Origin of the sequence: Halobacteriovorax sp. GFR8, from assembly GCF_050955245.1 — a bacterium.
Classification (GTDB): Bacteria; Bdellovibrionota; Bacteriovoracia; order Bacteriovoracales; family Bacteriovoracaceae; genus Halobacteriovorax_A.
The window spans coordinates 2864569-2889754 of record NZ_JBPBLR010000002.1 but is presented as its reverse complement, the minus strand read 5'-3'; the positions used below and the strand labels follow the sequence as shown (position 1 = coordinate 2889754).

The 25186-nt window shown below is 36.6% G+C and carries 26 protein-coding genes; 19 read left to right on the top strand and 7 right to left on the bottom strand.

The genetic code is table 11. From position 1 onward, the window contains the following. Nucleotides 1-3: 3 nt before the first annotated feature. Both ACRXC1_RS14435 and ACRXC1_RS14430 read right to left on the bottom strand, forming a co-directional pair. Entirely contained in the window at nt 4-1131 is a 1128-nt protein-coding gene (locus ACRXC1_RS14435; RefSeq protein WP_433659820.1) for a hypothetical protein, read from the bottom strand. Between the two features lie 138 nt (nt 1132-1269). After that, entirely contained in the window at nt 1270-3015 is a 1746-nt protein-coding gene (locus ACRXC1_RS14430; protein ID WP_433659818.1) for a chloride channel protein, read from the bottom strand. Between the two features lie 228 nt (nt 3016-3243). Here ACRXC1_RS14430 and groES point away from each other — a divergent pair, with 228 nt between their 5' ends. From groES to ACRXC1_RS14415, 3 genes are all read left to right on the top strand, one after another. After that, a complete protein-coding gene (gene groES / locus ACRXC1_RS14425; RefSeq protein ID WP_392858125.1) occupies nt 3244-3531 on the top strand; it encodes a co-chaperone GroES in 288 nt (95 codons plus the stop codon). Between the two features lie 29 nt (nt 3532-3560). Next, nucleotides 3561-5201 carry a chaperonin GroEL gene (gene groL / locus ACRXC1_RS14420; RefSeq protein WP_393060564.1) on the top strand — a complete coding sequence of 547 codons (1641 nt, stop codon included), beginning with the start codon at nt 3561-3563 and terminating at the stop codon, nt 5199-5201. A gap of 411 nt (nt 5202-5612) precedes the next feature. Next, entirely contained in the window at nt 5613-6020 is a 408-nt protein-coding gene (locus tag ACRXC1_RS14415) for a response regulator (protein ID WP_433659815.1), read from the top strand. 23 nt (nt 6021-6043) lie between these two features. Here ACRXC1_RS14415 and ACRXC1_RS14410 read toward each other — a convergent pair whose 3' ends face one another. Further along, nucleotides 6044-6436 carry a hypothetical protein gene (locus tag ACRXC1_RS14410; protein ID WP_433659813.1) on the bottom strand — a complete coding sequence of 131 codons (393 nt, stop codon included), beginning with the start codon at nt 6434-6436 and terminating at the stop codon, nt 6044-6046. A 141-nt stretch (nt 6437-6577) separates the two neighbouring features. Here ACRXC1_RS14410 and lepB point away from each other — a divergent pair, with 141 nt between their 5' ends. The 11 genes from lepB (at nt 6578) to ACRXC1_RS14355 (ending at nt 16443) form a co-directional block, all read left to right on the top strand. Then, entirely contained in the window at nt 6578-7342 is a 765-nt protein-coding gene (gene lepB / locus ACRXC1_RS14405; protein WP_392910643.1) for a signal peptidase I, read from the top strand. 646 nt (nt 7343-7988) lie between these two features. Beyond that, complete coding sequence (locus tag ACRXC1_RS14400) at nt 7989-8432, top strand: hypothetical protein (RefSeq protein ID WP_392910641.1); 444 nt, start codon at nt 7989-7991, stop codon at nt 8430-8432. Nucleotides 8433-8449: 17 nt separating this feature from the next. After that, a complete protein-coding gene (locus ACRXC1_RS14395) occupies nt 8450-8845 on the top strand; it encodes a hypothetical protein (RefSeq protein ID WP_433659810.1) in 396 nt (131 codons plus the stop codon). Next, nucleotides 8823-9506 carry a class I SAM-dependent methyltransferase gene (locus tag ACRXC1_RS14390; RefSeq protein ID WP_433659808.1) on the top strand — a complete coding sequence of 228 codons (684 nt, stop codon included), beginning with the start codon at nt 8823-8825 and terminating at the stop codon, nt 9504-9506. Before ACRXC1_RS14395 ends, ACRXC1_RS14390 begins: the two co-directional genes overlap by 23 nt. A gap of 47 nt (nt 9507-9553) precedes the next feature. Beyond that, nucleotides 9554-10252 (top strand): hypothetical protein, encoded by a 699-nt coding sequence (locus tag ACRXC1_RS14385; protein ID WP_433659806.1) that lies wholly within the window; start codon nt 9554-9556, stop codon nt 10250-10252. A 122-nt stretch (nt 10253-10374) separates the two neighbouring features. Next, on the top strand, nt 10375-12024 hold the full coding sequence (locus ACRXC1_RS14380) for an ABC transporter substrate-binding protein (protein ID WP_392910632.1): 1650 nt from the start codon (nt 10375-10377) through the stop codon (nt 12022-12024). Between the two features lie 14 nt (nt 12025-12038). Beyond that, entirely contained in the window at nt 12039-13064 is a 1026-nt protein-coding gene (locus ACRXC1_RS14375) for an ABC transporter permease subunit (protein WP_433659804.1), read from the top strand. Beyond that, nucleotides 13061-14071, top strand: coding sequence for an ABC transporter permease subunit (locus ACRXC1_RS14370; protein ID WP_392910628.1), 1011 nt, complete (start codon nt 13061-13063; stop codon nt 14069-14071). The genes ACRXC1_RS14375 and ACRXC1_RS14370 overlap by 4 nt, the downstream gene beginning before the upstream one ends. 10 nt (nt 14072-14081) lie before the next feature. Next, nucleotides 14082-14867 (top strand): ABC transporter substrate-binding protein, encoded by a 786-nt coding sequence (locus tag ACRXC1_RS14365; RefSeq protein WP_433659801.1) that lies wholly within the window; start codon nt 14082-14084, stop codon nt 14865-14867. Then, entirely contained in the window at nt 14864-15526 is a 663-nt protein-coding gene (locus ACRXC1_RS14360) for an ATP-binding cassette domain-containing protein (RefSeq protein WP_433659799.1), read from the top strand. The genes ACRXC1_RS14365 and ACRXC1_RS14360 overlap by 4 nt, the downstream gene beginning before the upstream one ends. Continuing rightward, on the top strand, nt 15523-16443 hold the full coding sequence (locus tag ACRXC1_RS14355; RefSeq protein WP_433659797.1) for a FecCD family ABC transporter permease: 921 nt from the start codon (nt 15523-15525) through the stop codon (nt 16441-16443). The genes ACRXC1_RS14360 and ACRXC1_RS14355 overlap by 4 nt, the downstream gene beginning before the upstream one ends. Before the next feature lie 2 nt (nt 16444-16445). Here ACRXC1_RS14355 and ACRXC1_RS14350 read toward each other — a convergent pair whose 3' ends face one another. Beyond that, nucleotides 16446-17537 (bottom strand): S1C family serine protease, encoded by a 1092-nt coding sequence (locus ACRXC1_RS14350; RefSeq protein WP_433659795.1) that lies wholly within the window; start codon nt 17535-17537, stop codon nt 16446-16448. Between the two features lie 113 nt (nt 17538-17650). Between ACRXC1_RS14350 and ACRXC1_RS14345 the strand changes: the two genes are divergently transcribed. Continuing rightward, nucleotides 17651-18553, top strand: coding sequence for a phosphatidylserine decarboxylase (locus ACRXC1_RS14345; RefSeq protein WP_433659793.1), 903 nt, complete (start codon nt 17651-17653; stop codon nt 18551-18553). On the opposite strand, the gene ACRXC1_RS14340 is transcribed toward ACRXC1_RS14345, so the two are convergent. Continuing rightward, the gene (locus ACRXC1_RS14340) at nt 18517-19296 is read right to left on the bottom strand and encodes an endonuclease/exonuclease/phosphatase family protein (protein ID WP_433659791.1); all 780 of its coding nucleotides are present in this window, start codon (nt 19294-19296) and stop codon (nt 18517-18519) included. The two genes, ACRXC1_RS14345 and ACRXC1_RS14340, sit on opposite strands and share 37 nt — an antisense overlap. Nucleotides 19297-19410: 114 nt before the next feature. On the opposite strand from ACRXC1_RS14340, the gene ACRXC1_RS14335 reads away from it, so the two are divergent. From ACRXC1_RS14335 to ACRXC1_RS14325, 3 genes are all read left to right on the top strand, one after another. After that, nucleotides 19411-19713: a hypothetical protein gene (locus ACRXC1_RS14335; protein WP_433659789.1), complete on the top strand. Its 303-nt coding sequence runs from the start codon at nt 19411-19413 to the stop codon at nt 19711-19713. 9 nt (nt 19714-19722) lie between these two features. After that, nucleotides 19723-20217, top strand: coding sequence for a hypothetical protein (locus tag ACRXC1_RS14330; protein ID WP_433659787.1), 495 nt, complete (start codon nt 19723-19725; stop codon nt 20215-20217). 97 nt (nt 20218-20314) lie between these two features. Then, complete coding sequence (locus tag ACRXC1_RS14325; RefSeq protein WP_433659785.1) at nt 20315-21997, top strand: amidohydrolase; 1683 nt, start codon at nt 20315-20317, stop codon at nt 21995-21997. Here the strand turns inward: ACRXC1_RS14325 and ACRXC1_RS14320 are convergent. Further along, nucleotides 21994-22404 (bottom strand): hypothetical protein, encoded by a 411-nt coding sequence (locus tag ACRXC1_RS14320; protein ID WP_433659783.1) that lies wholly within the window; start codon nt 22402-22404, stop codon nt 21994-21996. The two genes, ACRXC1_RS14325 and ACRXC1_RS14320, sit on opposite strands and share 4 nt — an antisense overlap. Nucleotides 22405-22473: 69 nt before the next feature. On the opposite strand from ACRXC1_RS14320, the gene ACRXC1_RS14315 reads away from it, so the two are divergent. Further along, nucleotides 22474-24186 carry an ABC transporter ATP-binding protein gene (locus tag ACRXC1_RS14315; protein WP_433659781.1) on the top strand — a complete coding sequence of 571 codons (1713 nt, stop codon included), beginning with the start codon at nt 22474-22476 and terminating at the stop codon, nt 24184-24186. A gap of 18 nt (nt 24187-24204) precedes the next feature. On the opposite strand, the gene ACRXC1_RS14310 is transcribed toward ACRXC1_RS14315, so the two are convergent. Continuing rightward, the gene (locus ACRXC1_RS14310) at nt 24205-25185 is read right to left on the bottom strand and encodes a glycosyltransferase (RefSeq protein ID WP_392910604.1); all 981 of its coding nucleotides are present in this window, start codon (nt 25183-25185) and stop codon (nt 24205-24207) included. Nucleotide 25186: the final 1 nt, after the last annotated feature.

The following is a 25186-nucleotide window of genomic DNA, read 5'->3' as shown; positions in this document are numbered from 1 at the left end:
TGATTAATAGTCGTAGTCGTGATCGTGACCTTGAATATTAGTGATAGCTGTATCAGTACAGATGTTTGCAGCTTGCATTTTCCATCTTCTGAACTTATCAACAGTTTTGTGAGCATATCTTGCATTCTCTTCGAATTCGTAACGTACAACACAACCTTTTAGGTCAGCTGCTGCATAACGCTTGAAGAATTCAACAACAGAGTTTGAAGATAGGTCAATTTGAGCAGAAGGGTTTCCTGATCCACCGTAAACTTGAACGAAGTCTCCATCTTTGTCTTTACAGAAAATTCCAGACTTAACAGCAAGTCTTGCTGCTGATTGGTAACTTTCTTCTGACCAAATAGTGTCATCTTCACCTAGATCCCAGTGATCGCTTGTGTTAGAACCAGCGATGTCTGTTACTGTTACCTTTCTTTCGAATTTGTAAAGTGGGTTGTCGATGCTTCCAAATTCAGGCATTCCTACTACGTAGTCATCTCTGATTTCTTCTGGAACGATAAAGTCAAATCTGTCTTCTGTTGATTCCGTTAGGTAATCTGGTCTTTGTCCGTAGTCGATTTGTGTCGCGCGGAAACAGATGTCAACAAAGTACTTCGCACCATACATTTCTGAACCAAGGTTGAAAGATAGTTCTTTAAGTCTTTTGCTGAACTGGTCATTTTGATTGATAAGAGTGTGGTAGTTGTACTCACCAGCTGTTTTCTCAACTGAGTATCTAAAGTTAGAACGATCACCATGATCTTTCCACTTCGTAATTTTACCACGTACAGTATCTAGAGTGTTTTCATTTCTTCCATCTAGATCACCAGCACAAACGCAATCACAATTTGTTCCATCTGGACCACAGTCTTGGCCTCCGCCTCCACCGTAACCACCGTTACCGCCTTCAGCGATTAGACCTTCTAGGAATGGATAACCACCACCATGGCCACCTCTTGATCCTGGATCACATGATCTTAATGTTTTCGGATTGTAACAGAAAACACCTCTGTGTTTCTTGTGCTTTAAACCAGCGTTACATGGATAGATTGATGCTCCCGAAGAATAGACATCAAAGTCGAATTGAACTCTCGCCGCTTGCGTCGAGAAGGCTCCCATAAAAAGAGCCGAAGCTAGTAGTAATTGTTTCATTACCCTCTCCTTTTTAGTTAGGTTGTTAGACAAAAAATATTGATGAATAAATTTGTAGCAACCGAATTTTTGAAAGTCGAGAGGGTCAAGGGTGGAAGGCCTGAATTTGTACTTTATTAACCGGCTTTTAAGAAAAGGTTAACTGATTGCTTCGTTTTCTTTTGATTCTGTTATTTGATAACCGAATTGTTTAACGATATCTTTTGGAGTGAGAATACCTATAATCCTTTTTTCATCAAGTCTCGAAACGACCGGTAGACGGGAGATTTGGAATCTTTTTAATCTGTGAAGAGCTATGTATAAACTTTGATCTGGATAGATTTTTATAATTTTTTTCTCGCAGAAATGTTCAATTTTTATGTCACCATTTCCTTTTGCAAGTTGTACTTTAAGTTCTGATGTTGACATCATTCCAAGTAACCTTCCATTTTTTAAAACAGGAAATCCTTGAAGTTCTGGGTTGTATTTTTGAATGTCTTTTAGTGTTTCATTAACTGTTAAAGTAGCACCATATGTAACGATGTCTTTTATCATTGCATCTTCAACATGTAGCTGATCAAGCACTTCGAGATCATCTCTTGTTGGTAAGTGTATTCCATCTTGTGCAGAAATTTGTTCGTAGATCGATTCATTTTCTGTTGGTTTAGAAGAGAGCATATAGGCAATAATATTTGCAATCATTAGTGGCAGAATAATATTGTAGTCTCTTGTTAACTCAAACACGATAAGGATAGAGGTAAATGGAGCTCGAATAACTGTAACAAAGAATGCTCCCATTCCAACGAGTGCATAAGCACCTGTATTCGTCGTAATCTCTGGAAAGAAAACACTTGCAAGGGAACCAATTAAACTTCCTAGTGTAGCACCCATTAAAAGTGTTGGCATGAAAAGACCACCGGAGATTCCGGCAGAGTAACAAAGAGATGTTGCTAGGAATTTTAAACAAAACATCAGGAATAAAACTTTTGGGTCGAGAATAAGTGAAAGTAATGTGTCTTCTAAAGTTCCGTGTCCACTTCCAATAACACTAGAGTGAACTTGTGTCATTAATGCAATAATTAGAAAAACAATCATCATGTAAGTTAGCTTATGACTCTTCATATGTTTTCGATTGAATTCTCTAAAGGCCAAAACCGATTTCATCCAAAGTGGCCCAATGAAAGCACAACTAATTCCAATTAATAAATAGAAGAGTAGTTCACGATGATCGTGCATCTTATAATAAAGCTGCTCAAACATGTGATGCTGTCCTGTAAGCATTTGTCCCGTAATGGATGCAACAACAGATGAGATAACGATTGAACCAAGTACTTTTGCATTGAGGTCACCAACAACTTCTTCTAGTGTAAAAACAACAGCAGAAATAGGAGTTGCAAATGCGGCAGCAATACCACCTGCTGCACCAACTGCAACAAGGGCCTTAACTCTCTTTTTTGAAATATGAAATGAATAACCAAGCCAAGAGGCAACACCTGAGGCAATGGTAACAGTCGGTCCTTCTCTTCCAAGAGAGACTCCTGAGCCAAGTGCAAGTAGAGTTGTCACTGCTTTAGCAAAAGTATCTTTTAAAGTAATTCTTCCATGATCAACAACAAGGGCCGCGCGAACCTTTGGGATTCCTGATCCTTCAGAGAAAGGGAATTTACGAGTCGTTAGCCAACCGGAAATAAAGAGGGCCGTTCCACCGAGAACGACAGATTGCCATGTGAATGTTGTATCTGTTTGGAGGATATGTTGTATCCAGTGAACACCTTTTTGTAGACCGACGGCGATAAGAGCTGATGCAACACCTGTAATGAGCGTAAGGACAAAAAATGTTCTCTCTTCTGCAGTTTCATTTTGCAGGAACTTTCCTAAAAGTTTTTCATTAAACTTTAGTTTCATACGCTAATTATCGGAGCGACTCCTTATAAAGATAAGTTAACAGGCTAATTTTTTTGGAATATCTCACAGTTTTAAGCTTCCGTGAAGGATAATTTTGCTTTGCGCTAATATAAATGTGAAAAAATATGATTTTTTCGCTTTGGTAGACCTTGACATGTATCCGTTCACTCCCAATTTATGTATAACTACTTATAAATTAAATAAAAAATGTATTTAACTGGAGGATTTATGCAAGTTAAACCATTACAAGATAGAGTTTTAATCAAAAGAATTGAAAATGAAACAAAGACGGCAGGTGGAATTTATATTCCAGATAACAACTCAGAAAAGCCAAGTGAAGGTGAAGTTATTGCAGTTGGGCCAGGTTATCGTCTAGATAATGGATCTGTTGCTGAACTAGCAGTGAAAGAAGGTGATAAGGTTCTTTTTGGTAAGTACGCTGGAAGCGAAGTTAAGCTTGATGGTGTTGAATACATTATTATGAAAGAATCAGATATTTTAGGAATTTTAGTTTAATCAAATTGATTAATAGATAGGAGATAAAAATGGCAAAAGAATTAAAGTACTCAGAAGAAGCAAGAGGACTAATCTTAGAAGGTGTAAATCAACTAGCTAATGCTGTTAGAGTTACTCTAGGGCCTAAAGGTAGAAACGTAGTTATCCAAAAATCATTTGGTGCTCCACACATCACTAAAGATGGTGTTTCTGTTGCAAAAGAAATTGAACTAGAAAATAACTTTCAAAATATGGGCGCTCAAATGGTTAAAGAAGTTGCTCAAAAAACAAATGAAGATGCAGGTGACGGTACGACAACTGCAACAGTTCTAGCTCAAGCAATCTATACTGAAGGTGCAAAGCTTGTAACTGCTGGGCACAACCCAATGGATCTTAAAAGAGGAATCGATACTGCTGTAGAAAAAATCGTTTCTGAACTAAGAACTGTAGCTAAAGAAATTAAGACTAATGAAGAGATCGAGCAAGTTGGAACGATTTCAGCTAACAATGATAAAGAGATCGGAACTCTTCTTGCAGAAGCAATGGATAAAGTTGGAAAAGATGGTGTTATCACTATTGAAGAGTCAAAGACTGCTGAAACAACTCTAGATGTTGTTGAAGGGATGCAATTTGACCGTGGTTACCTTTCTCCATACTTTGTAACGAATTCAGAAAAAATGGAAGTTTCATTTGATAATGCAAACATCTTAATTACTGATAAGAAAGTTTCTAATATGAAGGAACTTCTTCCAATCCTTGAAAAAGCTGTTCAAACTTCAAGACCACTTCTAATCATCGCTGAAGATGTGGAAGGTGAAGCAATCACAACTCTTGTTGTTAACAAGCTAAGAGGGACACTAAACGTTGCTGCTGTTAAGGCTCCAGGTTTTGGTGATAGAAGAAAAGAGATGCTTAAAGATATCGCAGCACTGACTGGTGGTACTGTAATCTCTGAAGAGCTTGGAATGAGCCTTGAAACTGCTTCTCTTGAGCACCTTGGTTCGGCCAAGAAAATTTCAATTGATAAAGAAAATACAACGATCGTTGATGGTGCAGGTGATGAAGCTGCTGTTGAAGCACGTGTTTCTCAAATCAAAGCACAAATTGCAGAAACAACTTCTGACTACGATAGAGAAAAACTACAAGAAAGACTTGCTAAGCTTTCTGGTGGTGTAGCTGTTGTTAATGTTGGTGCTCCAACTGAAACAGAAATGAAAGAAAAGAAAGACCGTGTTGAAGATGCACTAAACGCAACAAGAGCTGCAGTTGAAGAAGGTATTGTTGTTGGTGGTGGATCTGCTCTTGTAAAAGCAGCTAACGTTCTTAAAGATCTTAAAACTAATCGTGAAGAAGAAATGCATGGAATTAAAATTGTTCAAAGAGCAGTAGAAGCTCCTCTAAGACAAATTGCAACTAATGCAGGACTTGAAGGTTCTGTTGTTGTTAATGAAGTTAAGAAGAACGAAGATGCAAAATACGGATTTAACGCTCGTGACGAAAGATATGAAGATCTAATCGCTGCAGGTATCATTGATCCAGTTAAGGTTACTCGTTCAGCTCTTCAAAACGCGGCTTCAGTTGCAGGTCTTATGCTTACAACTGAAACAATGATTGCTGATATTCCTAAGGAAGACGGTCCAGCGATGCCTCCAATGGGCGGCGGAATGGGTGGAATGCCTGGTATGATGTAGAAAATTTTAGCGCGCAAGCGCACTAAAATTTTCGAAAGAAGACCTGGCAGTATGCCAGGTAAGCGACCGCAAAATTGGCCGCCTAAAGGCGGGCTATTGTTTGCGGCGCTAGGCCCCCAATCTTTAGCTAAAGAATTATTTCAACAAGCCGGGTTCAGGCCCGGCTTAGTTGTTTCAGGGCCAATGGGAAAGTTAGTGTAAAGAAGAAGCGACACTTTCACGAAGTGAAAGTTAGCAACAGAGCGACTGACATTTAAAGCCAACTCTTCAAGGCGCCAATTTCCAAAACCATCCCATCTTAAAATCTGAATTTTCAATAGCTTACGTGATTTATCTTAAGTAAATAAAGTATTTTTGTGGAAAACCGATATAATATTTATTACGAAAGAGTTCACTTTAGGGGGAAGCTTCATGGACTACTCAAGCATAAAAGCACTTGTTGTAGATGATCTTGATTACATTAGAAACTCGGTAAGAAGCATTTTGAATGATATCGGTGTCGAAAATATTAGTGAAGCTGTTGATGGTTCTTCAGCTTTAAGCAAGGTTGTTGAGGCACATGAAAATGGCACTCCTTATCAAATTGTATTTTGTGATGTTCATATGCCAAATTCAGATGGCCTAGACTTTTTATTTCAATTAAGAGCGGATGAGAGACTGGCCTATTTACCTGTAGTCATGGTTAGCTCAGAAAACTCTGTTTCTATTATTAAAAGGACAATCGAGTTGGGTGCGAATAATTATTTATTAAAACCTTTCTCTGCGAATGTCTTAGAAGATAAAATGAAGTCGGTTCTAAATAAAGAAGCGGCCCTTTAGGCCGCTTACAATATGAGTAATTTCTACCGTTCTTGTTTTCTTAATTCGTAGCTAATATCACTAAAATTGCGATTTACACAACTGACGAAAGAGTAGCTTACACCTCTTCCAATATTCATACAGTGACTAAGAAACATCCCTAATTCACCCTCAATTCTTCTAAAGTTATTATTGACACAACTTTCAAATGAGAAACTCAGGTCATCCCCAAAATTATTGCAGTATTGAAGGAATAGATTAGGAAGCTCAAATTCGGCACGCCTAAAGTTTGAGTTGATACAACTTGTGAATGAGTAGCTTACCTTATCACCGAAGTTTGAACAGTGTGATGGAAAATATCTTTCCTGTTCACTTGATGCACTCACATTGAGAATAGTAAAAACTAAAAATAGAATCGATACTAAAGCTGATTTCATAATTCCTCCCTAAAGTTATATGAATAATATTATTTTATGCAGTTTTATGAAGGATGTGCAACCAAAGTGTCTAACGCAATTAGCCTTATACTTTTTAGGGACAACTCGTTATAATTTTTGAAGTTAATAAAGTGAGGAAATATGTTTAATAAAACGCAAGAAGTTGAGGAGCAGAAACCTGCTTTTCTTTCAGGTAAATGGTTTAAAGACGAAGCACTATCATGGATTAAAATTATTTTAATCGTTTTTGGTTTCAGATCGACTTTTATTGACCACTACCACATACCAACAGGATCACTACTTCCAACAAATGCGATTGGTGATTCGATTGTTGTAAATAAGATGTCTTATGGATTTAAGGTGCCATTTACAGAATTCTTTAATCCAATCTATATCGGTGGACAATCTCTTCCTGAGCGTGGTGATATTGTTGTTTTCGAATATCCGATAAACCCTTCGATTCTTTTTGTTAAAAGAACAATTGGCCTACCTGGGGATACAATTGAAGTTTATGAAAATGAACTGTTCATTAATGGTAAGAAGGTCGAGAAGACTGCAGTTGAAGCTGAAGAAGATAAAGAACTAAGAAGCTTATATGACAAGGAGCCTTCACTTAACCCTGAAGATATGAAGTTCTATCATCAAACAATTGGTGAGAAGAAGTTCACAGTAGGTGAGAATCCAACATTCTTTAGACATCTAAATCAAGAAAAGGTAACTGTTCCTGATGGACATGTTTTCGTTATGGGCGATAACAGAGACTATTCAAGTGATTCTCGCGTTTGGGGATTTGTCCCAATGAAGAATATTCGTGGTAAGGCATTCATGGTTTGGATGTCAATGGTGTACCCTTGGTCAGATAAACCATTTCACTTTAGACCAAGTCGAATCGGTACATCTCTTTAAATTTTCCTGACAATAAATTCACTATGGGGCCACAAAGGAAAGTACTCAGGTACTAGTTCCTTTTTGGTCCTATGCTAAGTGGTTGTTTTTGTAGGACCACTAATCTTTCTATAGTGCGGCCTGTGGGGCATTTTGCACACTTCAATTGTAAAGTTTTTGTAAGTTGTTGAATCTATTATTTGTCAGTTTTGGCACGCAACCTGCTTATATATAAGTATCCAGAGGCCAGGGGGCCTCCCCAGGATTAGGACGATTTTGGGATTTAGCAATAGGACGTTGCTATGGAAACTGAGAGTTACACTTATGAATGTAAGGTCGCTTTCAGGAAAAAATGGGCCTAGAGGAAAGGGCAACAGAATTGTAAAAAAGCAAGAAGCTTAATCAAAACCACCTCTAGGCCCCTTTTAAAAACTTGTTGTTTATTTAGAGTGTCCACGGAAGGACACGAAGAAAACATGGAAGTTTATAGATAAGCTTTGGAGACATCCCTCTCTCCCTATGATTTGACCCAAAGCTTATAGAGGCCGAGAGTAACGTGTGTGGTTTTAAGAAAGGAGTACTCTCGGCCTTTCTACATTCTAGGGAATTATTTTCCGCAACCTCTTTCACCTTTAACTAACACTTGCAATGAACCGATGTGCTCATTGTGAGAAAATCAAACTATGTCATCTATTTACAATTTGAACGAGCACTAGGGGAAGAGTTTCTCTATATGTCTCGCGTTTTTTCAGAATTTGGAATGAAGCTTGTACCAATGAAGCTTGATGATTTTAAGTCCATAAGAATGAAGGAACATCAATTTGTTATTTGTTGCGTTCGCGATATTCGAGCACTCATTAATTATCAAAAACTATTAAAGAGATATATGAACTTCATGCTTAGGCAGGGAAGTATAACTTTATTTGAATATAGCTCATTTGCTATTTCTCATGATGATGCCATCCTAAAAACTAAGAAGGTCTTTCAAGAAAGACTTCCTGTCAGTATGTTTCGTATGGCAGATCGTGCAGGGCAGGAGATGTTCAGTAAACTTGTGACAAATTCTTCTCGCTGGCCAGGTGGGAAAAGAGCAAAATTACCTGAGTATTAAAAAGGGATTGAGAGAGAATGAGGATTTCAAAAGAAGTAAGTCGTTTACTTATTATACTAAGGCAAGATGCTGCCAGGCTTGCTGATAAGATCACTCACCGTGAAAAAGAGTATTTGCAAATATTGTCAATGAAGCGTACTCGTGAACATTTTAATGCGATTTTTAGATCAAACTTTAAAACAATAACAGTTGCACAGCTTATGCTCTTATCTGAAGAGTTGATTGTTAATCTTGAAGATTTCTATAATACCGTGGATGATCTCCATTGGTACCTTGCGCATACAGAAGATATGCCCGCAACTATTGAAGATAAAGTCCATGCTATGGTAAAAATGGTGAAAAACAAGTATGAACAATTAAATCTTTATCTAAATGCGGAGCTTGAGACTCATGAAGAAAGCGTTAGTGCTTAAATTCATCATTATATTATCTTGTCTATTTCGGGATGCTTTTGCACGCCAAAGTATTTCTGGTTCTCGCTATGAGCTACTGACTGGCCAAAGGGTGCAAGAGAAAGCCTCAAATATGTGGGATAAGAAATTTGCTCAACATGACTATATTTATGGAAAGTCTCCTGCAAATTTTCTTGCGAAGAATTATCAGCAGATACCTAGAGGTGCGACTGTTTTAGATATCGGAATGGGTGAGGGGAGAAATGCTGTTTTCCTTGCTTCAAAAGGTTATAAGGTAACAGGTGTTGATATTAGCTCTGTTGCTATTGATAAATCATTAAGACTTGCGAGACAAGCAGGTGTTCGTATTAAGACAATTCACAAATCTGTTGATGATTTAAAAATCGCTAATAACTCTCTGGATGCAATTATTTGCTTCTACTATGTTGATAGAGAAGTTTCTGAGAAATTGAAGAAGTGGCTTAGACCTGGTGGGGTCATTATTTATGAAGGCTACACGACAGAGCATAAGAAGAAATACAAAGAGCAGAGCGTGGATTCATATTTCTTAAAACCTGCAGAGCTATTAAGTATGTTCAATGATTTTAAAATTCTTAAATATGAAGAGCCACGTCACAATGCCGAGCTAACTCAATCAATCATCGCTCAAAAGCCTGAATAAAAGGCAGCTCTTTCCCGCAACTATCTAAAATAATTTAATATGGCACAATGGAAAGAGTGAAGTACTTCATTTTAGTTGCTACATTCTTGAGCGGAATAGTTTGTTATGCAAATATTCTCGAATTCAATAAAGACCTAGGTTATTTTTCTGGCAGGGTTTCACATATTGAAGGTAGTGCGAGACTAGTTCGCTTCAAGGTTGATTTTGATAATATCAAATACATAAATAAATTAGATGAAGTCGATTTATGGGGACTCCACCAAGAATCTTCAAAATGTAAGGCCATCGTTATGGGCCGTACGAGTCATTACTTACTTCTACGTATTCCAAGGTATGATGATTGTAATCGTAAGTCCGCATTTTCAACGGGAAGGTACTATAACTTTTATTCACAAGATCTCGTTAATAATGTTGCGATGGGTAATGAATTAATAGAAATTCTTGCTAAGAAAAAATTGGCCCTTGAGTCAAAAATTAGCCGCAATAAACAAGATATTACGACCTATGCGCAAAGAGTCGAAACGATAAACGCTCGTTATGATTTATTGAGGCAGAAATTAGAGAAGGAGTGGCGCGACGAATTGCGTCGACTCGAAGATGACCATCAGCAGCTTGTTCGTAACACTGAAGGTATTCAAACTCGTTTGAATGAGGTCGATTATAAATTACAACAATATCGCATTGAGTCTAAAAATCTTAAAGAAGACCGTTGGTCTTTGGATCCAAGGAATTACATCACAAAATAATTAACTCTTTTGTAAATAATTTTAGCATCTAGACAGACGAACGCGTACGTCCTAATGTGCATTCTAGCCATTTGGTGTAAAATTTTATATTGTGACTCGCTAAATATAAAAAGGATAAGTTTATGAAAAAAGGAATCTTTTTACTTCTTTTAAGTACACTTCTATTGTCAGTAGTAGGGTGTAATAAAAGCGGTGGAGCTAAAAAATCAAACAACACTTTTTACTACAATCTAAGTGGTACTCCTACAACTCTGAACCCGTTATCATCAACTGATGCGTACTCATCTAATGTTCATGGTTATGTACTTGAAGGTCTATTAACTAAAGACATTGAAACAAATGAGTGGCAACCAGCTCTTGCTGAATCATGGTCAATTGAAAATGATGGTTATGATTTTGTTTTCAAAATTAGAGAAGGTGTTAAGTGGCATGATGGAAAGCCTCTTACTGTGGAAGATGTAAAATTTTCTTTTGATGCGGTAACTCATCCGGAAAATAAGTATAAGACTGCTCACATGAAGTCTTACTTCGCTAACTTTAAAGAAGCGATTATTGAAGGCCCAAGAACAATTCGTTTTAAGGCCAGCAAAAAATACTTTGGTAACCTAATGTCAATTGCGAGTGGTGGATACCTTGCAATCGTTCCAAAGCATATCTATGAAAACCCAACTGAAGAGCAAGAAAAAGAACTTAACAAGACTTTAGTAGGTACGGGTCCTTATATCTTCAAAGAGCTTAGAAGAGGTAAAGGTATCTCTCTAGTTCAAAATAAAGACTGGTGGGGATATAAGACTGATCTTTATAAGAATGATTACTCATACGGTGAAATCTTCATGAGATTTATCAATGAGTCTTCTGTTGCTATTCAAAGACTTGAAAAAGGTGATCTAGATTTTAACGCTCTTTCACCTGAAGAGTATGAGCAAAAAACAAATGGCCCTAGATGGGGAAAAGATGTTTTAAAAGTTAAAACAGAAAATAAGTCAGTAAAAGGTTATGGATTTGTTGGTTGGAACTTTAAGAGCCCAATCTTTAAATCAAAAGAAGTTCGTAAAGCAATGAACTACTTAATGAACCGTGAAGAAATGAATAAGAAGTTCCGTTTTGGATACTCTGTTCTAGCAACTGGTCCACTATACGTTCAATCTGAATATGCAAATAAAGACGTTAAAGCGATTCCTTTTAATGTTGAAGAAGCAATTAAGATCCTAAAGAACGATGGTTGGAAAGATTCTGACGGTGATGCTGTTCTTGATAAAATGATTGATGGAAAGAAGACAAAGCTTGCTTTCACAATCTTAAACCCTTCAAAAACTTTCTCTAAGTACCTAACTATGTATCAACAAGATGCAAAGAAAGCTGGTGTTGCTATTGAAGTTAAGTACATCGAGTGGAACTCGTTCATTAAGGCACTTGATGAAAGAAACTTTGATGCTGTTACTCTTGCATGGTCTGGTGGATCACTAGATTGGGATCCAAAGCAAATCTGGCACTCAGATTCAGCTGCTAATAATGGATCTAACTTTATTTCTTATTCAAATAAAGAAGTTGATAAGCTAATTGATCAAGCACAACTTACTCTTGATAAAGAAGCAAGAAAGACAATGCTTAAAAAAGTATACAAGCTAATTGCTGAAGATTACCCATATATCTTTCTATTTAACGACCGTTATACTTTCTATGGACATACTAAACGTATGCAAAAAGAGAAAGATACTTACACTTACGGCGTTGGGTACGGAAGTAAGTGGTCGATTAAACCAGCTAAGTAAGTAGGAGAGACGACTTGTTTAATTATATCCTAAGAAGATTAATGATTATGGTCCCGACGTTGCTCGGGGTCAGTATCCTTATGTTTGTTATGGTAAACCTGGCACCAGGTTCTCCAATTGAACAAAAGCTTCAACAAATGAGATTTGGTGGAGTTGGTCAAACAACAACTGATACAAGCTCTAACAATGGGGCAGTATCTCAAGAGGTTGTCGAGGCACTTAAGAAACAATATGGTTTTGATAAACCACTTCATGTGCGTTACGTGATTTGGCTAAAGAATCTTGCAACACTTGATTTTGGAGAGTCATTTACATATGAAGAGCCAGTAATTGATGTTGTTATGAGTAAACTACCTGTATCAATTCAATTTGGTTTAGTGTCTTTTATAATGTCCTATTTAATATGTATCCCTCTAGGGGTCATAAAGGCCGTTAAGGCAGGAACTAAATTTGATGCAGCTTCATCGTTTATTTTATCTGCACTTTATTCAATTCCACCGTTTATGCTAGGTATCTTACTTCTTGTTTACTTTGCCGGTGGGACTTTTGTGGATTGGTTTCCGATTGGTGACCTTGTTTCAGATTATTACGATGAGCTAGGGTTCTTTGGAAAGATCTCAGATAGAGTTTGGCACTTTGTCCTTCCGCTCATTGCGTATATGGTAGGGCAGTTTACTGTACTAACTCTTCTTATGAGAAACTCGATGTTAGACGTTATCTCACAAGATTATGTACGTACAGCTAGAGCAAAAGGTTTATCAGATAAGGTGGTTTACTATAAGCACGCTCTTAGAAATGCCTTAATTCCAATTGTAACTGGATTTGGACATTTCTTATCTCTATTTTTTGCAGGGTCTCTTCTTATTGAAAGGATCTTTAACCTAGATGGGATTGGCTTACTTGGTTACCAATCACTACTAGAAAGAGATTATAACGTAATTATGGGACTGTTCTTTATTCAAACTGTCCTAATGTTCTTAGGTAACTTAATCAGTGATATTCTTTACACTGTTGTTGATCCAAGGATTGATTTCTCATGATTGAAAGATTTATTGAAAACGAACTTACACTTAAAAGATGGAGACGCTTTAAAAAGAGAAAATCTGCTGTTGTTGCAGTAGTTCTACTTTTTGCTTCTGTACTTTTAACTTTATCGGCACCATTAATTGCTAATAGCAAGCCGGTTTATATGACTTACCAAGGAAAGTCTTACTTTCCTGTATTTAAAGACTACCACCCTAAAGAGTTTGGTATCACTAACGTTTACGTTACCAATTATCGAACTCTAGAAATGGATAGTGTTATTTGGCCTCTAGTTCAATGGGATCCATTTGAATCCAATAGAGACGTATATGAGTATCCTGCTCCTCCTAGTGATGAAAATATCATGGGGACAGATGATAGAGGGCGTGATGTATTTACTCGTCTTCTTTATGGATATAAGTATTCGATTGCTTACGCATTTCTAGTATGGCTACTATCGACGATTATGGGAGTTTTCTTTGGTGGTATCATGGGATACTTTGGTGGGAAAGTCGATTTCTTCGGTCAGCGTGTCGTTGAAATCTTTAGTACTGTTCCAGTATTCTTACTACTACTTACGATGATTTCTATCTTTAAGCCGACGTTAACACTTCTAATTTTCATTTCTTCAATCTTTGGTTGGATGGGAGTTAGTTATTACGCTCGTGGTGAGTTCTTGAAAAATAGAAAACAAGAATTCGTCGAAGCTGCACGTGGTATGGGAGCATCAACATCTCGTATCATTATAAAGCATATTCTTCCAAACTCTCTAGGTCCGATTATTACATTCGCACCATTCTCTATTGCAGCTGGGATCTCTGGTCTTGCTTCTCTAGATTATCTTGGGTTTGGTCTTGCAGTTCCAACACCTTCTTGGGGAGAGCTTCTAAATCAAGCTCACCAGAACTTTAGAATTGCATGGTGGCTAGCTGTTTACCCATCAGCTGCACTATTCTCAAGTTTATTCTTACTTGTACTCGTAGGAGACGGAGTAAGAGATGCACTTGATCCAAAAATGAAATAATGAGGTTGGCGTGAGAATATTCATCTTAATATTCTCCGCCATTCTTTTCTTAAATTCTCACGCAAAAAATTATCGAGTTCTTTCAACACTACCAAGTTTTACTGAATCAATGTTCTATCTTGATGCTGGAGGCTTACTTGTTGGAGTTTCTAACTATTGTAATTATCCAGAAGGTGCAAAGAAGCTTCCTCGCTACGGTTCGTCCTTTGAAATTAACCTCGAAAAAGTCGTAAGTGATAAAGTCACTTCTGTTCTTTTGGCCGAAGTTCAGGGGGGACGAGTCAAAAAGAATTTAGAGAAGCTCGGTGTTGAAGTCATTATCACTCCCTACAAGAAACTAGGTGATGCCGTTGAAATGCTTAAGATTTTTAATAAAAAGTTTAAGCTCAATAAAGACCAGAAGATTCTAAACTTCGCTAATAAACTAGATGCGCTACTAAGGCCAATTTCAAAAGGCAAAAGGGTCTTAATGGTCATCGATGAAAAATTCAAAGATGGTAAATTGCACGAAGTTAGGGCCATTGGTGTCGATAATTATTATCATGAGATATTAACAAAATTAGGTGCTGAAAATATTGTAACGGAATCGGGTTATCCACTAAGAAGTCTTGAAAGCTTACTGACTTCAAAGTTTGACTTGATTCTTCGAATTTCTGATCGAAAAGTAAAATCAGAAGAAGATTGGAAGAATTCCTTATTTAAAGATAAAATCTATCTATACGAAAAAGATTATGCAGTTGTTCTAGGGCCTAGAACATTGTCACTTGTGAAAGACTTTAGGGAGATTTTGAAGTGATTCATTGTGAAAATTTATCAATTCAAAATAGGTTATCAGTTAAGGAATTCGCGTTTGAATCTGGCCACTGTGGTGTTATTGGACCAAATGGTGCTGGTAAGTCGAGTTTTCTTAAGGCGATTGCAAACCTTGTCGAGTTTCAAGGAAAGTGCTTTGTCGAAGGTGATGTTGCATATTGTGGTGATTGTTCTTCTATTCAAAGTGATATGGATGCTCAGGAAGTTTTGACCTATGCTCGCGGTAGCAAGGCACAAGACTTAGATTATCTCAAAAAGCTAGTTTCACATTTTAACTTTGAAAGCCTCTTGCTAAGAAGGGTATCGACTCTTAGCGGAGGAGAGAAGCAAAGGCTAAATCTTATTTGTGCTTTCTACTATGACTGTGAATTAACGTTGTTAGATGAACCAACAAATTTCTTAGATCCAATTTATGTTGAGAGCTTAAGTCGTTTCCTTCAAGAGTTTAAGAAAAGTTGTTTTGTTGTCTCTCATGATTTCAATTTTATTATTAATATATGTAATCGACTTGTGGCATTTGAAAAATCAAAACTAAGTTTTGACTCGACTGTCGATGAGGCATTCCAAGAAAAAGTGTTTGATAAGGTATTTCATAAGAAGTTTAATTACCATATCATGGATAATAAGAGGTATATTCTGTGAAGAAGACAATCCTCTTATATATAGTCGTTACTTTGGCCGTGGCCCTAACTCCATTCTTAGGTCGCGAGGGAATAATTGATTTAGATGTACAGGGCCTTTATATTTTAGAAAACTTGAGGCTTCCTCGTGTCTATTTGGCCTTTCTCGTTGGTGGAATACTTTCTGTCATCGGAAGTACAACTCAGGTTATCTTTAGAAATCCTCTTGCAACTCCTTATACGCTTGGTTTCTCAAGTGTGGCGGCTCTTGGGCTTGCTATTGCCGAATTAGGGTTTAACTCTTTTTCTTTAGGCGCTTATATTGCTCTTTCATCAATTTTTCTTCTTATTTTATTATTTCTTTATCTTAATAAGTTCTCATCTCAAAGAGTTCTGTTGTTTGGAGTATGCCTTTCTATCTTTTCATCTAGTGCAATTGTCTTTGTTCAAAGTATGCTTGGAAATGAAAGTATTGCTAGGTTAATTCGTTGGATGATGGGAAGCCTTTCTATTGTAGGATTTGAGAGCCTATTCTATACAGCACCTATTTACATTTTAGGATTGATCTTTTTTATCATTCACAAGAGAAGCTTAACTCTAATTTCTATTGGGGAAGACTTTGCTCAGACGAGAGGAGTACCAACTCGTAAGATTAATGCTACATTAATTCTTGTTTCAAATATTCTTATTGCAGCAGTTGTGTGGCAATGTGGACCAATTGGCTTTGTGGGTTTGATTATTCCACATATTACAAGAAGACTTGTTAGTGCTAATTATGAGAGAAGCTTAATGCCAACCTTTATCCTAGGTGGTGGTTTCTTAGTGCTTTGTGATTTTATTTCGAGAATTGTTTTAGAAAATAGTATTATACCGATTGGTGCGATTACTGCATGTGTTGGAGCACCAGTGTTGGCACTCCAACTATTTAAAAAGCAGTAAGCTTAATTTCTTTTAATTTCTTCTAGTTTGACGATGGCCTTTTTAAGAGCTGAACCTCTGCGGTAGAGAACTTCGACCTTATCTCCAACTTTGTACTCATATAGAGTGTTGAAAATATCATCAAAGTCATTAATCTCTTTTCCATCGATCTTTAGAATGACATCACCAAGAATAATACTTCTCGTACGTGGATCTTGAACTAGACCTTTAAGGCCAGCTTTTTCAGATGGACCGCCTGGGCGAACACTTTGAATAGGTAGTCCTTTTTCTACGTCAATGCCATAAAAATATGAAAGCTCTCTTTTTTCTGCAATAGCGATTCCAAGACCTGGTCTTTTTACCATTCCATACTTAATAATTTGTGGAACTACTTTACTGACAATATTGATAGGGATAGCGAAACCGACACCTGCTGATGATCCAGAGTTTGAAAAAATCATTGTATTGACGCCGATGACATTTCCAGATGAATCAAAGAGAGGCCCTCCAGAGTTCCCTGGATTGATTGAGGAATCTGTTTGCAGCATTCCACGAATTTCAACGCCTCCAATTCCTTGGATCCCACGATTCTTTGCAGAAATGATTCCTGTTGTAACCGTTGCATCAAGTCCAAATGGTGAACCAATGGCAATGGCCTTTTGACCAACTCTAACTTTGTCTGAATCCCCTCGGTTAAGAGGTTTGATATCTCTTGGAACTTCAATTAATTTTAGAACGGCAATATCCTTTGCTGGCTCTGTTCCAACTAATTTCGCCTTGTACTCTTTCTTATTATTGTTGAATCTTATTAAAAAGTTATCTCCACCTTCAACGACGTGATAATTTGTAATGATATGGCCCTTGTCATCCCAAACCCAACCAGATCCTTCTCCTTTGACAACTTGCTTATTTGTCATTGAAAAGAAGAATCCTCTTCGAGTCCTCATGCGACCAAGTGTTGAAATATTTACGACTGAGTTCACTGAACGATCAAATACTGAAATAGTATTTCGTTCACTTTCTAAGACGGCCTTATTTTCATCAAACAAAGCCTTTGAATTAAAGGATGTTAATAGAATAAGAATTAAAAAGAATGGCCTTAAACTGCTTTTCATAATATTCCTCATTATCTCTTTTTGACGCTCATCTCATTATACATATATAATCATAGTATAAAAATTTTGTAACACAGAAATGTCAAATTTCTGTAAGAATTCTGAGGTCACCCGTGGATATTAATTATTTTAATCGTTATACAAATCAAATGGAAGTGGAGAAAGTTTACGGGGATGCCGCAATCAATTTCTTGTATGGAAATCCGCTTGGAAAGCTGATCTCTGGTGCAATTACTTCATCAATCGTCTCTTGTATGTATGGCGAAATTCAAAATATGAACTTTACTAAGAATAAGGTTCCAAAATTTGTTAAAGATTACCAGATCAATATGGATGAGTTTTTACCAACTGAAGGGCGCTCTAAAGATGATCCATATGGAAGTTTCAATGAATTCTTTATTCGTAGGTTTAAAGAAGGAAAGAGGCCATTTCTTGATGAAGCTGATTCCATGTCGGCTTTTGCTGAGGCTAGATACTTTGGTTACGAGTCTATTACTAACCAAGTAAAGATTCCTGTTAAAGGTAAATTCTTAAATTCAACTGAATTACTACAAAATTCAAAGTGGGAAAGAGTTTTTGAAGACGGGCCACTTTTACTCGCAAGATTATGCCCTGTTGATTATCACAGATTTCACTATCCTCTTGATGGAGAAGTTATTGATTATTACAAGATTGGTGGTGGGTATCACTCAGTCAATCCACTTGCTCTTCGTAAGAAAAATGATATTTTTAGTACGAATATTCGCGAAGTGACAGTAATGGAAACGAAAGAGTTTGGTAAAATTGCATACGTTGAGGTTGGGGCAACAATGGTTGGCCGTATTGTTCAATCAAGTGATTTAACAACATTTTCAAGAGGTGATGAGAAAGGTTACTTCTTGTTTGGTGGGTCAACAGTTATCGTTATTGGTGAAAAAGGTAAGTGGGCACCTACTTCAGATATTTTGAATAATACTAAAAATGGAATTGAAACTTATATTCATTTAGCAGATAAAGTAGCACAAACTGGAAAGTGATCTGATGGGTAAATCCCGTTAGCACTTTCCTTGTGGAGATGTATCTGCTCACACTTTAATAAATCTTTTGAGTGAAGAATCCAGTCAATACGAGAGCCGTCTTCGCGAAAGCCTTTAAAGCTATGGTGACTCTCGCATTCTTCGTGTCCAAGATCAATCCATGGGTCAGTAAGGTTTAAGTTACTTTCATTTAATTCTTTTCTAACACTTTCAAATGGAGATTCGTTAAAGTCACCTGTTAAAATTAGTGGATAATCAGCTCTAACTTTTTCAATTTCATTAATAAGTACTTTAATTTGTTCTTGGCGAGTGCTTGATTCAAGATGATCTAAATGTGCATTAACAAAGAAGTAGTGTTTACCATTTTCTTTTGCCTTCAAAATGGCCCATGTACATAGTCTTGGAAAGGCGCTTCCAAACGATTTTGATGCTGCAATATATGGTGTTTCAGAAAGCCAAATATCTCCAGAGTTAATCAATTCAAATATTTCTGGGCGATAATATAGAGAAGGATACATTCGATCTTCAATCCATTCTCGATTCGTATCAATGATCTCTAGTCCATCTAGAAGTTCTTGAAAGTCTCTTAGTTGAGGCTCCCAACCTTCCTGTGTTCCGATAACAGCAGGACGATAGTTATTTAGTGCATTGGCAAGAATGACACGTCTTCCATCCCATGAATGAACTCCATCGGCCGGGTTATTAAAGCGAATATTTGAAGAAATTACAGTGAAATTAAACATATTCCATTAATGAAAACATATTTTTCATCAATAGAAAAATAGAAAACTCCAGGATCGACATAAGTGGTTAAAAAATCACTTATTTATTAAAAACATGCCTGTTAAGGAGGTCTTATGTTTCAACAAGAACAATTAGTTAAAGAAGTTAGAAAACGTTTCCCAAAGCATACGTATAAGCAATTAGCAGAGATTTTTGAGATGCAAACAACACGTTTGTTTAGGTTGATGAATGGTGCCGAAATGAGAACAAGTGAGTATTTTAAAATTAAAGAAAAATTAGAAATCAACTCTTCAGAATTGAGCTTATTAATTAAATTCTTAGAAAAGCATTCATTTAGCTTAAGTCGTAACGATTGCAATGAGATCGTTAGTAATTTAGAAGAGAAGTTTTTTATCAGAAAGTTAGCCGGATTATAGGGAGAAGTTATGTCACGTTTATTAATGGTTGAAAGAGCAATTCTAGAAGCTTGTGGAAAATCTCAGAAGACAATTTTTCAAATTTCTGATGAAACAGGAATGGATTTGTCTTTAGTTGGAAGTCTTTGTATTCGCTTAAATAAGAAAGGTATCTTAGAGAGACAAAGTAGTTCATATTCAATTAATAAGAATGCAAAGAGTCTATTAATTGCGAACACACCTGAAAATATAAAAAAAGAAGTTAACGAAGTATCAAACTCGATGGTCACCAACTACTTTAATCAAAAAAATGATCGCACCTTAAAACTACAAAAGGTATATGTTAACAAAACTGAAGAGTTAATTCTTAACTCAATGCTTGATCAGCTAAATAGTTTTGTTGAAGAGCTTCAGAGGAGTCACAAAAAGAGTTCTCATAATATTGTAAAGAAACAGAAAGTTTTAATGTGGGGACATGGAAATTATAGTGATTTAATAAATAGTTCATTAAGTTTAGCAAGATAAGTACTTAAGTTAATTTTATAAATACCCTGTTTGACCGGTTTCGTAACTTGAAATAATCTATTGTAAATATTTATTGTTTCAGGTTGCGAGGTCTCTAGTGAAAATCCTTTATTTTATTGTTCCATTTCTATTATTTGTTAGTTGTCAGTCAGATCATCAAGCAACGATCTACTTTGGTGGAAGTATATTAACGATGGATGGTGATAAACCTAGCTATATAGAATCTGTAGTTGAAGTAAATGGAAAAACAGTTTTCACTGGCTCTCTCACAAATGCATTCCAAAAATATTCGAAAGCGAAGAAAGTCGATTTAAAGGGAAAGACTATGCTGCCTAGCTTTCTCGACCCTCATGGACATTTTGCAGCTGCTATTCAAATGGCCGAGCAAGTAAATGTCGCAATTCCTCCTGTCGGTGGAGTTAAGAACATTAGTGATATCCAAAAAATATTAAAAAAATTCCAGGAGGTTAATGATATTCCAAAAGGTGAATGGGTTGTAGGCTGGGGATATGATAATGAGGGGCTAGAAGAGAGTCGCCATATTACAAAATTTGACCTTGATAAGGCACTTCCTGATCATAAAGTAATGCTAATACATGTATCCGGTCACGGTATCGTATTAAACTCTAAAGCACTTAAGTGGGCAGAAATTGATAAGAATACACAAACTCCTAGTGGAGGGGTTATTGCTAGAGTTAATGGCACTACTGAGCCAGCAGGATTATTAATGGAAACAGCTTATTTTTATCTCGTTCTCGAAAAACTTCCTCCAATGTCTGAAGAGAAGAGACTAAAGAATCTCGATAAGGCACAACAAATGTATGCCTCTGAAGGATATACACATATTCAAGATGGAGCGACATTATTTCATGATATTAAATTCTTTCAAAAAGCAGCAAAGCAAAAACGCTTCTATCTAGATGTTGTTTCGCTTCCTGCATTTAATGACTACGAAAAGTGGTTTAAGAAGGGCCTATTTAAATTTGGTAATTATGATAATCATTTAAAATTTCAAGGAGTAAAGATTCTACAGGATGGTTCTCCGCAAGGAAAAACTGCATTTATTACGAATGAATATTTAACAGGTGGCCCGGGGGGACAACTTCACTGGCATGGAGAAGGAACATTAGAACATGATGAATTCATAAAATTATTTAAAATGTTTGCTGATAATGGACTTCAAGTCTTTACTCATGCAAATGGAGATGCCGCAATTGATGAAGTTATTGAGGCGACGAAGACTTCAGGTGTGAAAGCATCTGATGATCGCCGTTTTGTTGTCATTCACTCTCAATTTCAAAGACCTGATCATTTGGATAAATACGTAGATTTAGGATTGTATCCTTCATATTTTACTAATCACACTTTTTTTTGGGGTGATGTCCATATTAAAAATATTGGAATGGAGAAAGCCAAGTTTATAAGCCCTGTGAAGACAGCAACAGATAAAGGATTAATCTATTCAAATCATACTGACTTTAATGTGACTCCACTCGATCCCTTCTTTGTGCTTTGGACAGCTGTTTCAAGGAAAACAAGAAATGGAGTAGTTTTGGGAGAGGATCAAAGAGTCGATATGTACACGGCTCTTCAGGGGTTAACGACTGGCCCTGCTTATCAAGTTTTTGAAGAGAATCGTAAAGGTAAGATTAAAGTTGGTCATCTAGCTGACTACGTAATTCTTGATAAGAATCCAATGGATCTTAAAGGGGATGAAATTAAAGAGATACAAGTTATGCAGACTATCAAGGAAGGAAAGACTGTCTTTTTAAAGAACTAGCCAACATAGCCGAACTCGTTAAGCATTTTGGCGACAAGTTCTTTCAATTGATATTTTAAAATCTTATTTTCGGGAGACAGTGTAGAGCATTCGATATAGCCAATCATTGTTTTAAAATCTGTCTCTCTTTCATTTTCTTTCAGCCATGAATCAAATGTGAGTATGGCCTCAACCCAAGAACGAACAGAGTATTGAGTTTTATCGATAAGACTAAATAAGAGTTCACCATTTTCTTTCTGACTAGGTGAAGACTTTAGATGCTTTTGTAGGTAACTAAAGATTATTTTCAATTCTTCTTCTGAGTGAATATTCTCCAATAGTAGACTTAGCCTTGCATCTGAGAGGAAGGCCACTGGGTATTGTGCTCTGAGTCTTCTAAAATACTTTTCAATCATAATACCTAACATGGTGTGCAAACTAGTTATTTTGTTCTAAACTAGCAAAGTTAATTATATCTAATTTAGCAAGGGTTTTTCATGATTGAAACTATTAAAAATATATGGCCATTGATCCATCGCCATCGTGCCAGAGTTATCGGAAGTATGATTTTCGGTATTGGTATGGCACTTATTAAAGGTGGTCAGATGGCGCTAATCAATCCACTTTTTACAAAGGGGCTTTCTCCAGAGTCGACGCTCGAAGAAATCCTAGGAATCGTGGGCCTTGCTTGTCTACTTGCTCTTATTAATTTACCTGTACGTTTCTTTCACTTTTACTGGATGCAATTTGCGATGAATGATGCAGTTTGTGAAATTAGAACAAAGATCTATTCAAAGATTCAAGATATCCCAATTTCATTCTATACGACGACAAAACAGGGTGACGTTATTTCAACGATCCTAAATGATACGATGATTTACTCTCAAGGTATTAGTGGTCTTCTCACTTTGATCAGAGAGCCAATCACTTTAATTGTTCTACTTGGTTATGCATTCTACTTAGATTGGCAGCTTACTCTTGTGACATTTGCACTTCTTCCAATTATGCTTTTAATTTTTGGATTCTTTGGAAAAAGAGTTAAGGCGCACCAAGCAGATGTACAGTCAAGACTTTCAGATATGACTCATGTTATTGGCGAAGGTGTTGGTGGACAAAAAATTATTAAGGCCTTTAACCTTCAGGATTATACAAGAAACTTTTTTAAGTCTTATCAAAATGACTTCTTTAGTTTTCAAATGAAAGCAGAAGTGATGAGACAGTTTTCACATCCTCTTGTTGAGTTTATGACAACGCTAATTCTTTCTTCTGTCATTGTCTTTGCTCAGGTGAAGATTACTGGGAACGCAATGACGACAGGGGAGTTCATTACTTTTATTGCTATTATGGCCATGATCCAAGATCCGATCAGAAAAACGAATGAAGCGAATCTTAAGATTAGTCAGGCCCAAGCTGCAGAATTACGTATCTTTAAATTCTTAAAGGTAGATAATGAAGAAGACTCTGGAACAAAAGAGCACTCCGAGTTAAGTGATAAGATTTCATTTAAGAATTTAGATTTCTCTTATGGTGATCATCAGGTAATTAACGACTTAAGTTTCGATATTAATAAGGGCGAGAAGGTTGCTCTAGTTGGACTTTCTGGTTCAGGAAAATCAACTCTAATTAATGTTCTTCTTGGTCTATACCCAGTTAAAAAAGGGAGCTACAAGATTGACGGTACAGACTCAAGTGAGTTCACTTTAAAGTCTCTACGTCACTATTTTGGTCTTGTTTCACAAGATATCTTTCTATTTAATACTACCGTGAGAGAAAACTTAACTCTTGGTAAGGAAGTAAGTGAAGCGCAAATCCAAGAAGCGTTGAAAGTTGCTCATGCGACAGATTATATTAATGAACTTCCAAGTGGACTTGAGACAGTTATTGGTGATCGTGGCTTAAGACTATCTGGTGGTCAAGCACAACGTCTGACAATAGCTCGTGCATATCTTCAAAATAATGATGTCTTCTTATTCGATGAAGCAACTTCTGCTCTTGATAATGAATCAGAAAAGGTTGTACAGGAGTCACTTAATGAGCTTGCGAAAAATAAAACAGTTGTAGCAGTAGCACATAGGCTTTCGACTATTCAAAACTATGACAAAATTATTGTTTTAAAAGATGGAAGAATGATTGAACAAGGTCGCCATGAAGAGTTAATGACTCGTGGTGGTGAGTATAAAAAATTATATGAATTAAGTGTGAAATCTTAGAAAATACCAAAGGCTACCTTAGAAGGGTAGCCTTTTTCCTGCCCTAAATGGGTGAATCCACTCAGGCTCTACATCATTAAGTTTTTTTCCAGACATTACAATTTCATACTTTTCAATAAAGTCAGAAGTGAATCTTTCCATAGAAAAGTTTTTGATTGCATAGTCTCGAATAAAGTCACGATCATAGACATCCTTTGTTGTATTAAAGTATTCAATGATCTCTTCGTGAGAGTAAAATGTACGACCTGTGCCAGGGGCGATTAAGTCAGGTAGTGATCCAAAGCTTGAGCCAAAAACTGGAAGTCCTTGAGTCATCGCCTCAATAATTGCTAAACCGAATGGCTCATGCCAGCGAACAGCAAATAGTAGGGCATCACACTGGCGCATATAATCTAATTTCTCTTGGCCACCAACCATTCCGTGGTTGTGGATTAAAGGGTGCCAACCAAAGAATTTAGAACCACCACCACAAATGTGAAGGTGCTTATTGGTTTGTCTTGCAATCTTTACAGATTGTTGTAGGTTCTTAACTCGCCAAGAAGCCTTTGCAAGAAAGAGTAGGCTTTTGATTTCAGTAATCTTACTTTCTTTATAAACGGCCGGATATTCATTCATATCAAGGCAGTTGTTTACGTAGCTTGTTGAACCGTGATGGCGAGCATGTGATTTTGAAACAAATACTGTATTTAAATCAAATTTTTCACCTGGGAAGCCATTTCCTCCAATATTAATAACGTAAGGAATATCAAGATCAACTTTTATATTATCAAATCCATGAATGACATCGATATTATCTGGAACGAATTTTTGCCACTCTTCAATATTTTCACATGCAATATGGTTAATGCCATATTCTGCTACTTGACTTTGCCCCGGGCCAATAAAGGTAACCTGGTGACCAAATTTAATTAATTCTTTCATGTGCCAAAAGACAAGTCTTTCAACACCGCCATAAGTTTTTACTGGTAATACTTTATGGTATGGAATACATACGTGCATT